Below are 15173 nucleotides of genomic sequence, written 5' to 3' on the forward strand. Positions count from 1 at the left end.
TGCGCGGACGTCAGGTCGACCACGGCCGCGCCCGCCGCCGGCCAGACCGGTGCCGGCTTGGCACTCGCCACCCGGGGATGCTTGGTCTGATCGTCCGGTCGAGTCTTGACCGCACTCACGGGCACCGTCGGCACCGATTTGGCTGCTGCCCTGGTGTGCCCAGCGGCCTCCGCAGCCGGGGCTGGGACCCCCATCAGGTTGGCCAGCATGACGACGGCGACACTCACTGCCACACCGGAGCGGCGCACCGTACGACGTCGGGCCCGCCGCATCGGCGAGAGAGCGGGGACGACGGGCGGGTTGGATATCACCGAGGGCCTCCGGAGGATCCGAGATTCAGCGGCTGGGCGCGGTCGAGGCGGGGTCAGGGCGTGGGTGGGTTGAACCTCAGTCCCAGGCCGGGGCGGAGGACGGGTTGGCGGTGGGTGTATTGGATGGCGGCGGTGCCGTTGGCGTTTTCGATGCCGATGGTGGCGCCGCCGCCGCGTTCGAGGAAGGTGCCGCCGTTGTCGGTGTAGGTGAAGCTGTAGCCGCCGGCTTCGTCGAGGATGGCCTGGAAGGTGATGCGGGTGAGGGGGTCTTCGTATGAGTGGACGTTGCGCCATTCGATGACGTACTGCCGGTTGGGGGCGGTGCCCCGGGTGGTGGTGCGGACGCTGGCGTTGGTGTCGACGACCCAGTCGTGCCAGAAGGGGTAGAGCGCGGCGTTGGGCTCCTCGGGACTGTCGGGTGAGGGGATGGGCCAAGCGTCCGGGGACGGCTCGCCGGGGTTGACGAAGCTGACCAGGCCGTTGGTGTCCACCCAGCCGGTGGTGTACGCCTGCCCGTAGAGGGAAACCGGGAAGGGCAGGGTGACCGAGGTGTAGGCGTCGTCCCCGGTCAGGGCCAGGACGGTGGTGTTGGCGGGGGTGTACGCGACGGCCTGTTCGGTGAGGGTGTGCCCACCCCCGGTGGTGGTGGCCCCGAGAGGGTAGTCGGCGGTGGCCTGGGTGTTGGTGCCGACGACCACCTGTTGCACATCGGAACCCTTGCAGGCGCCGGCGGTCACGGTGGCGATCGCGGCCCACGAGCCGGCCGGTACGTTGGTGACCTGGTAGGTGCCGTCCGCCGCGGTGGTGGCGGTCTTGTCGGCGGCCGTGACGGTCGCGCCGGCGATCGGGGTGCCCTGGCAGGTGACGGTGCCGGCGACGCTGCCCTGGCCCGGCGGGTTGGGTTTGAAGGTGACGCCCTGCCCGGTGGCCAGCCAGGTCTGCCGGTGCAGGTACTGGAAGGCGATGGACCCGTCGGCGTTCTCGATGCCGACGGTGGCCTCGCCGCCACGCTCGATCGGCTTGGCCGGGTCGATGCCGGTGTAGGCGAGGGTGATGTCACCGCCCTCGGTGAAGATCACCTCGAAGGTGGTCCGGGTGCTGGTGTCGCCGTAGAGGTGGACGTTGCGCCACTCCACGACCCATTGCCGGTTGGGGGCGGTGCCACTGATCTTCGTGACGATCTTCGCCTGGGAGTCGATTACCCAGTCATCCCACAGGGCGTAGACGGCCGCGTTGGGTGAGCCCTCGGCCGCCGGTGACGGGATGGTGCCCGGCGCGGGAAGCTTCCCCGGCCAGGAAACGTCGAGGCGACGGGATCCGTCACGAAGCGTGGCGAACGGGCCGTCGCCGCCCTTGGCGGAGAAGACCATCGGCAGCACCGTCGCCCGGGGCACGATGCCTTCGGCAGTAACCTTCAGCGTCGTGTCCACCGGCACCCAGGACCCGCCCTTGCGCACCCGGGTGGGCTCTATCGTCTGCTCGAGCGTCCGCGAGCCGTCGACGTTGGCGAAGGTCTGCGACCACTCCGTACGCTCCGAAAGGATCTCCACCCGTCGGCCACAGGTCGCCACCATCTTGCGGGCCGCCTGCCCGTCCGGCTGCTCCTCGACACATGTGCCCCTGTCGGGACGGCGGCGGCAACGGGGGTGGTTGGCACACCGATAGCGGTGGCCACGGCAACGACCGCTGTCACCCCGGCCGACCAGCATCGGACAAGCCCTGAACGGCCCCGCGAAATGTACGCAGGCGTGCGCCAACCAGCCATCGGTCAACCCCCCGTAGTCACACACCTGACGCTGCGTCAGACAGTAGAGATGAGAGTTGTTCGATGTAAAGGTCGGCTACAAGATATCAGCACAAGACGGACACCCACGTCGCAAAGCAGCGAAGAGAGTCACCATAAGTAATTCATCGCACACGCAAAGCAGTGCCGACGTCGGCCAGCCAAGAAGATCTTCCAAGTCCGGGCGGCTGTCCAGGGACCGGCCGACGCGATCAGCGTGATCGGCCTCGGTCGCCGGTCTACCTCAGGAGGCGCTGCCGTGGGTGGGGACCGGACCGCAGGCCGAACGCGTTGGTGTGCCCCCACCGGCCAGGGATGTCGAGTAGCTCGATGCGGTTGACGGAGGGAGGCAGGACCGGGTCGGTGGCAAGGTGGCTCTCGTGCGGTTCGAGGCCGAGCATGGTGCGGAGAAACAGCAGTGGGGCTCCGGCGGACCAGCCCTGCGGGCTGCACGCCGTGGGGTACTCGACCGGGAAGTTGGTCAACGCGCGGTCGTAGCCGGCGAAGGCTTCGGGAAGGCGGCCGTGGAAGTAGGCCGAGGCCTGGATGACGGCTTCGGCGACCCGGGCCGCCTCCTCCCGGAACCCGCTGCGTCGCAGGCCCCAGGCGATGACGGAGTTGTCGAAAGGCCAGACGGTGCCGACGTGGTAGCCGACAGGGTTGTAGCGGGCTTCGGTGTCGGCGAGGGTGCGTACCCCCCAGCCGGAGAACATGCGTGGACTGAGCAGGTGCTGGACGACCTTCTTCGCCCGGGACGGCTCCACGATGCCACTCCACAGCAGGTGACCCATGTTGGAGGCGAGGGCGTCGACGGGTTCGCCGTCGGCGTCGAGGGCCAGGGCGAAGTATTCCTGGTCAGGGAGCCAGAAGTCCTGGTTGAACCGTCGCTTGAGTTCGGCGGCCTGCTGCTCGAGCCGGTCGGCGTAGGCGGGGTCGTTCCAGAATTCGCGGGCCAACCGGGCACCCCGGATCCTCGCGTCGTAGGCGTAGCCCTGTAGCTCACATGGGGCGCGGGGCGGGCGGGGCAGCCGGCCGTCATGGTAGGAGATCGAGTCCCACGAGTCCTTCCAGCACTGGTTCTCCAACCCGTTCACGGTGTTGCGCCGGAAGTAGGAGAGGTAGCCGTTACCGAGCAGGTCACCGTACTCGTCGATCCAGGCCAGCGCCTTCCGCGCGTTGGGTTCGAGCCTGCGGATCAACGTCGCGTCCCCGGTCCACCGCACGTACTCGTCCAGAAGGATCACGAACAGCGGGGTGGAATCCGCCGACCCGTAGTACGGCGTGTGCGGCTGCTCCTCGAACGCGGCGGATTCCCCGTAGCGGAACTCGTGCAGGATCTTCCCCGGCTCCTCCTCCTCGAAGTCGTCCAAGGTCACCCCCTGCAGGAGCGCCAGCAGCCGCAACACCGGCGGGGTCAACTGCGGCGCGAAGGGCAGCGCCTGTAGGCAGATGAAGATGCTGTCCCGCCCGAAAATGGTCATGAACCAGGGCAGGCCGGCCGTCGGCAGGGGAGCCGACGGGTTGGTCAGCGACGCGTACCGCATCGCGGCCAGGTCGATCAGGCTCCGCTCGTACGCCGTCTGGAGCGGCTCGTAGTCACAGATCAACGTGGGGGCCCGCTTGAGCCAGCGCTCCAGGTCCTGCCGCAGTTTCGGTCTGCTCCTGCTGCGGTAGGCGGCCCAGATGGTCTTGTTGTTTTCGGCGAGGGACTCCTGGATGACCGGCTGCACGTGCAGCTCCGTATGCCAGCTCGACCGCGGTTCCAGGTGGATGTCGAAGGTCATCCCCGCGTCGTCGACCTCGGCCTCGGCGGTGCTGGAGATGATCGTGTCGCGCCGGAAGCCGCCGCGCTCGTAGCGGAAGCGCAGGACGCCGTTCTCCCGGTGCACCGAGGTCGTCCCCACCTTCTCCCGCACGTCCTTGATTTCGAACAGGTCGGCGAAGTCGGCGCCCATCTCCACCCTGAGCGTGAAATGCTCCGGCTCAAGGTCGTGGTTCAGGACCGTCAGGCGTTCGCTGAAGTCCTGGCAGATCGACTGCTCCCGGATGACCGAGACCTTCGCGTCGACGTAGTGTGTCGGCTCTCCGGGGACCAGGAAGAAGTGCCGTTCGAAGTACCGGAGATCGTCGCGGGACAGCACACTGAGTCGCTCTCCGTTGAGGCTCAGCCGCCAGGTCGAGAGGAAACGCGTGTCGAACGAGAAGAGCCCGGTCGGGTAGACCTGCGAAGGACTGACATCACCCTGGTCGTTGGTGACGATGAAGGTGTTACCGTCCAGGAGGCTTACGGTCTTCTCGATCACGTTTCGCACCTTCCTCGCGAACGAAATCCCGCGGATGATGCGCCTTTGGAGGCCCGGGAAACAGCAGCCTCCCGAACGCGTCGGCCAGCCTCAGGTCCCCCTCGACAATAAGATCGTTCCGGAAGACCGATGGACTGAACTTGGCTTCGCCCCTGGCCATCCGGTCCAGCACCGGTCGACCGGCACAAATGACCGCGTCCGGCTCGCGTCCGGTGCGTGACACCCGGGCTTTCCCCTTCTCCAGGGTGATGAACCACTGATCGACCCGCTCGTCACCCCGTATGTCGAGGCGAATGATGCCCCGCGCCCACGCCGGCAGGTCCTTGAGCCCCGGATTCTGGTTCCGGCCCAGCCTGTCGAGGTGTTCACCAATGGAGTCGGCCATCCATCCACCCCCGCGGTTCGCCGTCCCCCGGAGGGTATGGGCGTCAAGGGTGACCCGGCGTCACCCCATGAGAACGAGAACCGGACGAGCGGCGGCAGGTGCGGCACTCGTTTCACCCTGCCGGGGTGATCCCGGACCCGCACCGTGGCAGCCAGTATGCAGACATGGAGCGTATGAGCACGGCGATCGCCGAAGAGCGGACCGACCTGCCGCCGGGACAGCTTTTCATCGACGGCAGGTGGCGCGACGCCGCCGATGGGAGACGGCGCGACGTCATCTATCCGGCCGACGGCCGGGTCGTCACCTCCGTGGCCGAGGCGGGTGACCAGGACGTCGACGCCGCGGTCGACGCCGCACGGCGCGCGTTCGACGACGGTCCCTGGCCACGGATGAGCGGTCGTGAGCGAGGTGCCGTGCTGCTCAGGGTCGCCGCCCTGCTCGAGGAACGCAGGGACGAGTTCGCGCAGCTGGAGAGCCTGCACACGGGCAAGCCCATCACCATCGCGCGCGCCGTCGACCTTCGCGACACCATCGACCACTTCACCTACTACGGGGGCCTGGCCGACCAGATCGGGGGTGCCACCCGCAACATCCGCACCCCCGGCCTCGCCTACACCCTGAAGGAGCCACTTGGCGTCGTCGGGGCGATCACGCCGTACAACTTTCCGTTGATCCTGTCCACGACGAAGATCGCGCCGGCTCTGGCCGCCGGGAACACGGTGGTGCACAAGCCGGCCGCCGATTGCCCGCTGACGGCGCTGCGACTGGCGGAACTGTTCGCCGAGGCCGGCCTCGGCGACGGTGTGCTCAACGTGGTCACCGGCGGAGAGGACGCCGGCGCCGCCCTGGCCAGCCACCCCCGCATCGACAAGATCGCCTTCACCGGGTCGACGCGGGTGGGGGCCAGCATCGCGGCGGCGGCCGCGGCGGCGGTCAGGCCCACCACGCTGGAACTCGGCGGCAAAGCCGCCCACATCGTCTTCCAGGACGCCGACATCACCGCCGCCGTCAACGCCGTGGTGCCTGGCTTCCTGTTCAACTCCGGCCAGTTCTGCATGGCCGGCTCCCGCCTGCTCATCCAGCGCTCGTGTTACGACAGCGTGCTGGCCAAGGTGACCGAAGTGGTGGCACGGGTGCCGGTCGGCGATCCGCGCGACCCCCGGACCATCGTCGGGCCGCTGGCTGCGCGGCGACGCCTGGAGAGCGTGGAGCGGTACGTCGCCGCCGGCGAAGGCCGGATCGTCACCGGCGGCCACCGCATCGAGCGGGACGGCGGCTACTACTACGCCCCGACCGTGGTGGCCGACGTACCCAATGACGCCCGCATCGTCCAGGAGGAGGTCTTCGGTCCGGTGCTGACCGTCCAGCCGTTCGACACCGAGGACGAGGCAGTGAGCCTGGCCAACAGCACGCGGTACGGACTCGCCGCCGGCCTGCACACCCGCGACGTCGCCCGCGCCCACCGGGTCGCCAGCCGCCTGCGCTCCGGCATCGTCTGGGTCAATTCCTGGGCGGTCCTGGACGCCGCCCTGCCCTTCGGGGGTTACAAGCAGTCCGGGTACGGCCGGGAGAACGGCCCGGAGGCGATCGACGGCTACCTCCAGACCAAGTCGGTCTTCGTGCCCACCACGGCTGACGAAGTCCGGTGAGACGTCCGGGCCGCCGTCCCTGGCAGCCGTGACCGAAGGCGTCATCGCCCAGGCGCTGTCGCCCCCCGTCCCGGGAAACGCTCAGCGCCTGACCCGCGCGGGACGGTCAGCGGCGGCCGACGGTGAGCACCGGCTTGGTGACCTCGGCGAAGAAGTCGTTGCCCTTGTCGTCGACGACGATGAAGGCCGGGAAGTCCTCCACCTCGATCTTCCAGACCGCCTCCATGCCCAGCTCGGCGTATTCGAGGACCTCGACGTGCCGGATGCAGTCCTGGGCGAGGCGGGCGGCCGGGCCGCCGATGGAGCCGAGGTAGAAGCCGCCGTGCCGCTGGCAGGAGCGGGTCACCTGGGCGGACCGGTTGCCCTTGGCGAGCATCACCATCGAGCCGCCGGCGGCCTGGAACTTCTCCACGTACGCGTCCATCCGGCCGGCGGTGGTCGGGCCGAACGAGCCGGAGGCGTACCCCTCGGGGGTCTTGGCCGGGCCGGCGTAGTAGACGGCGTGGTCGCGCAGGTACTGCGGCATCGGCTCGCCCGCGTCCAGCCGCTCGGCGATCTTCGCGTGCGCGATGTCCCGGGCGACGACCAGCGGGCCGGTCAGCGACAGCCGGGTCTTCACCGGGTACTTCGACAGCTCGGCCCGGATCTCGGCCATCGGCCGGTTCAGGTCGACGCGGACGACCTGCTCGGCATCGAGCGTCTCGTCGGTGACGTCGGGGAGGTACCGCGCCGGGTCGGTTTCGAGGCGCTCCAGCCACACACCCGACGGGGTGATCTTGGCGACCGCCTGCCGGTCCGCCGAGCAGGACACGGCGATCGCCACCGGGCAGGACGCGCCGTGCCGGGGCAGCCGGACCACCCGCACGTCGTGGCAGAAGTACCGGCCGCCGAACTGCGCCCCGATGCCGAAGTTGCGGGTCAGCTCCAGCACCTCCGCCTCCAGCTCCAGGTCGCGGAAGCCGTGGGCGGTCATCGAGCCCTGCGTCGGAAGGGCGTCCAGGTACTTAGCGGAGGCGTACTTGGCGGTCTTCAGGGCGTACTCGGCCGACGTGCCGCCGATGACGACGGCCAGATGGTACGGCGGGCAGGCGGCGGTGCCGATGAGCCGCAGCTTCTCCTCCAGGAACTGCATCATCCGGGTGGGGTTCAGCAGCGCCTTGGTCTCCTGGTAGAGGTACGACTTGTTGGCCGATCCGCCGCCCTTGGCCATGAACAGGAACTTGTACGCGTCGGGGTGGCCGTCCGGGTCCTCGGCGTAGATCTCCACCTGCGCCGGCAGGTTGCTGCCGGTGTTGCGCTCCTCCCACATCGTCAGCGGGGCGAGCTGCGAGTAGCGCAGGTTCAGCTTCGTGTACGCCTGGTAGACGCCCCGGGAGATCGCCTCCGCGTCGCCGCCGTCGGTCAGCACGTGCCGGCCGCGCTTGCCCATCACGATGGCGGTGCCGGTGTCCTGGCACATCGGCAGCACCCCACCGGCGGCGATGTTCGCGTTGCGCAGCAGGTCCAGCGCGACGAACCGGTCGTTCGGCGAGGCCGCCGGGTCGTCGATGATCGACCGGAGCTGGGCCAGGTGGGCGGGGCGCAGGAAGTGGGCGATGTCGTGCATCGCCTCGGCGGTCAGCGCGGTCAGCGCGGCCGGCTCCACGGTGAGAAACCGGCGCCCGCCCGGACCGTTGACGACATCGACACCCTCGTCGGTGACCAGGCGATACTCGGTCTGGTCGGGACCGGTCGGCAGCAAGGGGGCGTACGAGAACGCGGCGGCACTGCTCATGAGCGGAAAGCCTAGGGCAGACCGGCCGATCGGTCGCACCCGACGGGGGCTCCTGCGAAGTCGCTTCCCGCTCGGCCCCACCCACCGGCTCGGCGCGCCTACCGCAGGGCGCTCAGCAGAGCTCCCGCTTCGGGCCGCACCGGTCATCGTCGGCCGGCGCGTCGCCGCCGCCCGGCGCGTCGCCGCCACCGTCGGGGCCGGGGACACCGGCGTCGCCGCCGGACACGGGCGCGGCACCACCGGCGCCGAAGCGGACGTACCCGATCTCGCGGCCCTCGCCGATGACCATGCCCGCCGGCCCCACGGCCAGGGCGTTGGCCGAGGTCCGCAGCACCACCAGCTCCTTTCCGGTACGCGGGTCCAGCGCGATCAGCCGGTTCGGCTTCTCCTGGGTGAGCACCGCCGCGTACGGGGTGAGCGTGGCCCCGCTCTTGGCCCCGGTCGCCCGGGTCCACCGGGTGCGGCCCGCGCCCAGCTCCCGGGCGACGATCGAGCGCTTGTCGGCGGTGCGCAGCAGCGCGTGCCGGTCGTCGACGGCGATCAGCTTCTGCCCCTCGCCGTTGACCTGCAGCAGCCGGCCGTCGTACCCGTCGATGACCGCCTCCCGGCCGTCCGGGGCCACGCCGATCAGCACGTTCCGCGCGCCCTGCGGGTCCTCCCGCTGCACGCAGCCCGCGCTGTCGGCGGTGCGCAGGTTGACCCCGGTGCGCCGCCACACCTGTTTGCCGGTGGCCGGGTCGTGGGCGGTGAGGGTGAACGCGCACGCGCCGTCCTGGCCGACCGCCCTGATCCGCAGCATCCGGCCGCCGATCACGGCGAGCCGCTCGTCCCGGCCGGGCTCGACGTTCTGGAGCACCCGGCCGGTGGCGGTGTCCACCACGTGCACCCGGCCGTCGACGGGGAAGCCGAGCAGCGGGGGCACCGGCTCCGGCCCGGCCGCCCCGGCGTCGATCCGGTTGGCGGTGAGCCGGCGGGTGCCGAGCAGTTCGGGGTTGTCGGCGAAAAGGCCGGTGCTGACGCCGGGCAGGAACGCCGTCCACAGCGGCGCGGTGCCGCGCGGGTCCCAGGCGCTCAACGTACAGTCGGTCGCCTCGACGCAGTGGGCGTCGAGCAGCAGGTTCCGGTACGTCCACACGGCCACCGCGTCGTCGTCGCGGCGGCGGGTCGCGCCGGTGGCGGGGTCGAGCAGCTCGTACCCCTTGACGAGGAGCTTGCCCACGGCGACGACCGGGTCGCGCTCCCCGCCGGCCACGGCGGCCCAGTCGGCCTTGCGGTCCCACAACTGTACGCCGGTGGCGAGGCTGCGGGCCTCGACCCGGGTACGCTGCTCGACGATCACGGTGTCGCCGGCGATGGTGACGCTCTTCGGGGTCCCGCCGACGCGCTGCTGCCAGACCACGTCGGGCTCGGAGATCGGCTCGCTGCGGTCGACCCAGTCCCACACGCCCGGCCACGGGTTCCACACCCCGGCCACGGCAAGGACGACCACCGTGACGAGGCCGAGCAGGAACCAGCCACGCATCCTGAGGCCGCCCACCTTCGCCACACCGGACACGGTAACGACGATCACCGCCACCCCGAGCGCCGGTGCGGCCGTGTCGCGCTGCTTTCTCGCTGACCGGCGTGTTAATAGGGGGCCCTTCCTATACAAAAGGCGTTAGGAAGGGGCCCTTCCTTCCCCCCGGGCGGCGGAGCGGACCAGGGGGAGCACCCGGTACGGGATCTGCTGGGCGAGCGCGATGATCGTCGACGCCCGCCGGATGCCCTCGTACGAGACGATCTGGTCGATCACCCGCTGGAGGTCGGCGTTCGAGCGGGCGACGATCCGGCAGAGCAGGTCGCTGGAGCCGGTGATGGTGTGCGCCTCCAGCACCTCGGGGATCGCCGAGAGGTGGGCGGTGACCGGATCGTGTCCGAGCCGCTGGCTGATCTCCAGGGTGACGAAGCTGGTCACCCCGAAGCCGATCGCGGCCGGGGAGACGTCCGGCCCGAACCCGCCGATCACCCCCCGGCCGATGAGCTTGTCGAGCCGGGCCTGGATGGTGCCCCGGGCCACCCCGAGCCGCCGGGAGCACTCCAGCACCCCGATCCGGGGCTCCTCGGCGAAGAGTTCGATCAGCCGCGCGTCGAGCGCGTCGAGCTGGACATCATGCACAGCGGTCACGGGTGAATACCATACCGAATGCGCAACCTGACCAGGGTTTTCCGCGACTGTTGCCCACCGAACCCGGTCCGGCGATCCTCGCTGAATAACCCACCCACGGCGGCCCACGAGGCCGGCCGGTACGCAAGGGAGGTCACCATGACTCAGGCGATCGACCGACCCCAGCCCACCGAGGAGATCGACGTCGACCGGCTCGTCGGTGCCGTCGACCACGACATCAGCCACGACCCGTTCCCGGTGAAGGCGCTCGACCACGTGCACTTCCTGGTCGGCAACGCCAAGCAGGCGGCGCACTACTACTCGACCGCGTTCGGCATGACCTGCGTGGCGTACCGGGGGCCGGAGCAGGGCCACCGCGACCACGCCCAGTACGTGCTGACCAGCGGCTCGGCTCGGTTCGTGCTGACCGGCGCGGTGCGCCCGGACGCCCCCGGCGCCGACCACGTGACCCGGCACAGCGACGGCGTGTCCGACATCGCGCTGGAGGTCCCCGACGTCGACGCCGCGTACGCGCACGCCACCGCGCAGGGCGCGATTGGCCTGGTGGAGCCGCACGACGTCGCCGACGAGCATGGCACCGCGCGGATGGCGGCCATCGCCGCGTACGGCGACACCCGGCACACCCTGGTCGACCGGTCCCGCTACACCGGTCCGTTCCTGCCCGGCTTCGTGGCCCGGGGCCCGATCGTGGACCGGCGGCCGATGATCGACGCCGGCCTCCAGCCGAAGCGCTTCTTCCAGGCCGTCGACCACGTCGTCGGCAACGTGGAGCTGGGCCGGATGGACGAGTGGGTCGACTTCTACCAGCGGGTGATGGGCTTCTCGAACATGGCGGAGTTCATCGGCGACGACATCGCCACCGACTACTCGGCGCTGATGAGCAAGGTCGTCGCGAACGGCACCCGGAAGGTCAAGTTCCCGCTCAACGAGCCGGCCGTGGCCCGCAAGAAGTCGCAGATCGACGAGTATCTGGAGTTCTACCAGGGCCCGGGGGCCCAGCACATCGCCGTGGCCACCAACGACATCCTGGCCAGCGTCGACGCGATGCGCGCGGCCGGCGTGGACTTCCTGGAAACCCCCGACTCGTACTACGACGACCCGCAGCTGCGCGCCCGGATCGGCCGGGTGCGGGTGCCGATCGAGGAGCTGAAGGCCCGCAAGATCCTGGTCGACCGGGACGAGGACGGCTACCTGCTCCAGATCTTCACCAAGCCGGTGCAGGACCGCCCGACCGTGTTCTTCGAGCTGATCGAGCGGCACGGCTCGCTCGGCTTCGGCAAGGGCAACTTCAAGGCCCTGTTCGAGGCCATCGAGCGGGAGCAGGAGAAGCGGGGCAACCTCTAGTCACCTGCGACACTGTCGAGCGTGACCCAGCCCCCGAAGCACCGCCGCGACAGGTTCGCCCGGCCGCTCGTCGTTAAGGTTGCCCCGTGAGCATCGCACCCGGCTGGTACGTCGACCCCGCCGACCCCGACACCAGGAGGTACTGGGACGGCGAGGGCTGGATCGGCGCGCCGATCCCGGTCGACCAGACCCCGCCGGAGGGGCCGCCCCCCGTCGAGCCACCGCCCCCGGTCGGCCCCGTCCCGGGTCGGCCGGCCGCGCCCACGGCGACCCCCGGGCCGGCGGGTGGGACCGTGCCGCCGCCCGCCCCCGGCCCGTTCCCAGCCTGGCCGGGCCCCGGCCAGCCGCCAGGTCCCGGCCAGCCGCCGGGGCCGGTTGGCGGGCCACCGCTCGGCCCGGGCCCCGGTGGGTACCCCGGCCCGCCGCCGGCCCCCGGGCAGGGGTACCCGCCCGGCTGGCAGTACCCGGGGTGGCCGGGACGCCCGCCCCTGCCCCGCCCGCACGGGCTGCCGCTGGCCTCCTTCGGTGCCCGGCTGGTCGCCCGGCTGATCGACTTCGGCATGGTGTTCCTGCTCAACGTGGTCGTCAACGGCTGGTTCGTCTACCGGTACGTCGAGGAGGTCACCCCGTACTTCCGCGAGGTGCTACGCCGCAGCATGGCCGGCGACACCTCCACCAGTGGGCTGCCCCAGCCCGGCGAGCAGGCCGGCGGGCTCCAGGTCGCCATCCTGCTGATCGCCACCGCGCTCTGGTTCGCGTACGAGGTGCCGGCAATGGCCGGCAACGGGCAGACCCTCGGCAAGCGGCTGCTGGGCGTACGCGCCGTGCCGATCGAGGCCGACCAGCCGCTCGGCTTCGGGCGGGCGCTGCGTCGGTGGAGCACGCTGGGCCTGCCCACCCTGCTCTGGTACTGCTGCGGCTTCGGCCTGCTGCTCCAGCTCGTCGACGCGCTGTCGCCGCTGTTCGACCACCCGCTTCGGCAGGCGCTGCACGACAAGCGCGCGCAGACCGTGGTGGTCCGGCTTCCTCCCCGTACCCCCGCCGGCACCGCCGCCGGCCACGACGCCCCCGCCAACCCCCCGGGAGACACCCCATGACCGGACGTCACGAGCCGCCGCTGCGGCTGACCCGCGCCGACCTCGACGCGCTGCCCAACTACGTGCCCGGCCGCAGCCCCGCCGACCTGGCCCGCGAGCTGGGCCTGCCAGAGGCGATCAAGCTGGCCAGCAACGAGGTGCCGTACGGGCCGCTGCCCGGCGTGGTGGAGGCGGTCGCCGAGGCCGTCGCCGGCTCGCACCGGTACCCGGACATGGGCGTGGTCGCTCTGCGCCAGGCGCTCGCCGAGCGGCACGGGGTGCACCCCGACCGGATCGCCACCGGCTGCGGGTCGGTGGCGCTGGCCGAGCACCTGGTGCGGGCCACCTGCCTGCCCGGCGACGAGCTGCTCTACTCGTGGCGGTCGTTCGAGGCGTACCCGATCATCGCGGCGACCAGCGGCGCGACCAGCGTGCGGGTGCCCAACGACGCCGGGGCAGGGCACGACCTCGCGGCGATGGCCGCAGCGGTGACCGACCAGACCCGGATGGTGTTGGTCTGCAACCCGAACAACCCGACCGGCACGGCGACTCGCAAGGCCGAGCTGGACCGGTTCCTCGACGCCGTCGGCGAGGACGTGCTGGTGGTCATCGACGAGGCGTACCGGGAGTTCGTCACCGACGACGAGGTGCCGGACGGCCTGACCTACCTCGACCGGCCGAACGTGGTGGTGCTGCGCACCCTGTCCAAGGCGTGGGGGCTGGCCGGCCTGCGGATCGGCTTCCTCGTCGCCGCCGTGGAGGTGGCCGCCGCCGTGCGCAAGGTGGTCACCCCGTTCTCCACCAGCATGGCCGCGCAGGCCGGCGCGCTCGCCGCGCTCGCCCAGGCCGACGAGGTGCGGCGGCGCTGCGCGCTGGTCGTCGCCGAGCGGGACCGGGTCACCGAGGCGCTGCGCAAGCTCGTCCCGGACGTGCCGTCCAGCCAGGCGAACTTCGTGTGGCTGCCGCTGGGCGACCGGGCGGTGGAGTTCGGCCGGGCCTGCGAGGCGCGCGGCGTGATCGTCCGGCCGTTCCCCGGCGACGGGGTCCGGGTCACCATCGGCACCCCGGCCGAGAACGACGCGTTCCTCGCCGTCGCGGAGTCCGCACTGGCCTGAGCCGCGCTCGTCAGGTCGCGGCGAGCAGCAGTGGCTCCGAGGTGAGGAAGTAGCGCTGGTCGTCGGCGTCCGGGGCGACCGGCTCCCGCAGCCGCTCCACCGCCACGTAGCCGCCGCCCGCGTACGCCAGGCCGGTGGCGTAGCCGATGCCGTCGCTGCCGACGGTCAGCGGGAAGCGGGAGCGCTGCGCGCCGGTCATCGGGTCCAGGGTGATCAGGTCGTTGGTCTCGGTGAGCAGGTGCACCCGGCCGGGCTGGACGGCCAGGATCCGGGCCGGGCCGAGGTCGGCGCGACGCCACAGCTCCTCGCCGGTGCGCACCGCCCTCGCCGTCACCACCCCGCCGGTGGTCCCGACCACCCGCTCGCCGGCCAGCTCCGAACCGGCCGGGTCCAGGGCCGGGGCGGCGACCGGATCGCCTGTGCCGACCAGCCAGCCGCGTCCCGCCCCGTCGGCGAAGCCCTCGGCCCGCAGTCCCCGGCACCGGGACCGGGCGCTCACGCAGCCGAGGGGGGTGACGGTCAGGTCGGCGGTGGCCCCGGTCGGCGTCAGGCGGGTGGTCGGGGTGCCGGTGGCCACGTCACGGAACTCGACGGCCGCCGGGCCGGCGCACCGGTCGACGGCGACGAGCTGCCCCGCTGACGTGGTGGCCACGTCGTCCCGGCACCCACCGTCCACGTCGGCGGACCAGAGCCGCCGGCCGTCGTCGAGCGCGAAGCCGCCGACCCGCTCCGGGCCGGCGGCCACCAGCACGGGCCGGCCGTCGGCGGCGCGGGCGAGGAACAGCCCCGGTGGGGCCCACACCGCCCCCGCGCCGGTGCGGCGGGCGGTCCAGCCCTCGGCGGGCGCGGGGCCGTCGGCCCGCCAGGCCACCCGTCCGGTCCGCGCGTCCAGCGCCACCAGGCTTCCGTCCGACCAGTGGCTGACCACCGTGGTCCCGTCCGCCACCACCCCGCTGACCTCCGCCGGCCAGCGCCGGTACGACCAGTACGGGGTGACCCGGTTGCGGGCGTCGGCGGGCTGGTCGGCGTACACCTGGCGGGTGGCGGCGTAGACCCGGAGCCGGCCGTCCACGATCAGCGGAGCTGCCGGCAGCCGGCCCACCACGCCGATCGCCGGGGTGAGCGCCGCCGGGTAGGCGGCCCGTGCGGGGGTCTCCACCTCGGCGGGCGCGAGCACCCGGTGGACGACGACGGCGACCGCAGCGACGCCGACCAGCGCCGCGAGAGTCATCGCGACGGCCCGCCGCCCCTTCGCCAATCCCATCCCGC

General features: G+C 71.5%; 11 protein-coding genes. 4 read left to right on the top strand and 7 right to left on the bottom strand.

Translation table 11 applies throughout. The annotated features are described in order from the left end of the window. Nucleotides 1–364 precede the first annotated feature (364 nt). From MCAG_RS32455 to MCAG_RS30655, 3 genes are all read right to left on the bottom strand, one after another. Nucleotides 365–1861, bottom strand: coding sequence for a hypothetical protein (locus tag MCAG_RS32455; RefSeq protein ID WP_232290143.1), 1497 nt, complete (start codon nucleotides 1859–1861; stop codon nucleotides 365–367). Nucleotides 1862–2333: 472 nt separating this feature from the next. Then, nucleotides 2334–4397, bottom strand: a complete 2064-nt coding sequence (locus MCAG_RS12385; protein WP_007073317.1) for a glycogen debranching N-terminal domain-containing protein — start codon at nucleotides 4395–4397, stop codon at nucleotides 2334–2336. Beyond that, nucleotides 4363–4782 carry an SCP2 sterol-binding domain-containing protein gene (locus MCAG_RS30655; RefSeq protein WP_007073318.1) on the bottom strand — a complete coding sequence of 140 codons (420 nt, stop codon included), beginning with the start codon at nucleotides 4780–4782 and terminating at the stop codon, nucleotides 4363–4365. The genes MCAG_RS12385 and MCAG_RS30655 overlap by 35 nt, the downstream gene beginning before the upstream one ends. A 164-nt stretch (nucleotides 4783–4946) precedes the next feature. Between MCAG_RS30655 and MCAG_RS12390 the strand changes: the two genes are divergently transcribed. Beyond that, complete coding sequence (locus MCAG_RS12390) at nucleotides 4947–6431, top strand: aldehyde dehydrogenase (RefSeq protein ID WP_198141542.1); 1485 nt, start codon at nucleotides 4947–4949, stop codon at nucleotides 6429–6431. A 106-nt stretch (nucleotides 6432–6537) separates the two neighbouring features. Here the strand turns inward: MCAG_RS12390 and MCAG_RS12395 are convergent, their stop codons facing one another. The 3 genes from MCAG_RS12395 to MCAG_RS12405 form a co-directional block, all read right to left on the bottom strand. Further along, the gene (locus tag MCAG_RS12395) at nucleotides 6538–8205 is read right to left on the bottom strand and encodes a fumarate hydratase (RefSeq protein ID WP_007073320.1); all 1668 of its coding nucleotides are present in this window, start codon (nucleotides 8203–8205) and stop codon (nucleotides 6538–6540) included. Between the two features lie 112 nt (nucleotides 8206–8317). Next, on the bottom strand, nucleotides 8318–9727 hold the full coding sequence (locus MCAG_RS12400; RefSeq protein WP_036376982.1) for a PQQ-binding-like beta-propeller repeat protein: 1410 nt from the start codon (nucleotides 9725–9727) through the stop codon (nucleotides 8318–8320). Nucleotides 9728–9862: 135 nt separating this feature from the next. Further along, nucleotides 9863–10369 carry an Lrp/AsnC family transcriptional regulator gene (locus tag MCAG_RS12405; protein WP_007073322.1) on the bottom strand — a complete coding sequence of 169 codons (507 nt, stop codon included), beginning with the start codon at nucleotides 10367–10369 and terminating at the stop codon, nucleotides 9863–9865. Between the two features lie 138 nt (nucleotides 10370–10507). On the opposite strand from MCAG_RS12405, the gene hppD reads away from it, so the two are divergent. From hppD to hisC, 3 genes are all read left to right on the top strand, one after another. Further along, the gene (gene hppD / locus MCAG_RS12410) at nucleotides 10508–11713 is read left to right on the top strand and encodes a 4-hydroxyphenylpyruvate dioxygenase (protein ID WP_007073323.1); all 1206 of its coding nucleotides are present in this window, start codon (nucleotides 10508–10510) and stop codon (nucleotides 11711–11713) included. 86 nt (nucleotides 11714–11799) lie between these two features. Beyond that, the gene (locus tag MCAG_RS12415; protein ID WP_007073324.1) at nucleotides 11800–12810 is read left to right on the top strand and encodes an RDD family protein; all 1011 of its coding nucleotides are present in this window, start codon (nucleotides 11800–11802) and stop codon (nucleotides 12808–12810) included. After that, nucleotides 12807–13904, top strand: a complete 1098-nt coding sequence (gene hisC, locus MCAG_RS12420) for a histidinol-phosphate transaminase (protein WP_007073325.1) — start codon at nucleotides 12807–12809, stop codon at nucleotides 13902–13904. Before MCAG_RS12415 ends, hisC begins: the two co-directional genes overlap by 4 nt. Nucleotides 13905–13914: 10 nt before the next feature. On the opposite strand, the gene MCAG_RS12425 is transcribed toward hisC, so the two are convergent. Continuing rightward, nucleotides 13915–15168: a PQQ-binding-like beta-propeller repeat protein gene (locus MCAG_RS12425; protein ID WP_007073326.1), complete on the bottom strand. Its 1254-nt coding sequence runs from the start codon at nucleotides 15166–15168 to the stop codon at nucleotides 13915–13917. Nucleotides 15169–15173 lie beyond the last annotated feature (5 nt).

The organism is Micromonospora sp. ATCC 39149, assembly GCF_000158815.1.
In the GTDB taxonomy this organism is placed as follows: Bacteria; Actinomycetota; Actinomycetes; order Mycobacteriales; family Micromonosporaceae; genus Micromonospora.

Bases quoted from the DNA above. Each gene is read 5' to 3' on its own strand.
- MCAG_RS30655 (WP_007073318.1), bottom strand. From the start codon at position 4,782: ATGGCCGACTCCATTGGTGAACACCTCGACAGGCTGGGCCGGAACCAG.
- MCAG_RS12425 (WP_007073326.1), bottom strand. From the start codon at position 15,168: ATGGGATTGGCGAAGGGGCGGCGGGCCGTCGCGATGACTCTCGCGGCG.
- MCAG_RS12390 (WP_198141542.1), top strand. From the start codon at position 4,947: ATGGAGCGTATGAGCACGGCGATCGCCGAAGAGCGGACCGACCTGCCG.
- MCAG_RS12395 (WP_007073320.1), bottom strand. From the start codon at position 8,205: ATGAGCAGTGCCGCCGCGTTCTCGTACGCCCCCTTGCTGCCGACCGGT.
- hppD (WP_007073323.1), top strand. From the start codon at position 10,508: ATGACTCAGGCGATCGACCGACCCCAGCCCACCGAGGAGATCGACGTC.
- MCAG_RS12400 (WP_036376982.1), bottom strand. From the start codon at position 9,727: ATGCGTGGCTGGTTCCTGCTCGGCCTCGTCACGGTGGTCGTCCTTGCC.
- hisC (WP_007073325.1), top strand. From the start codon at position 12,807: ATGACCGGACGTCACGAGCCGCCGCTGCGGCTGACCCGCGCCGACCTC.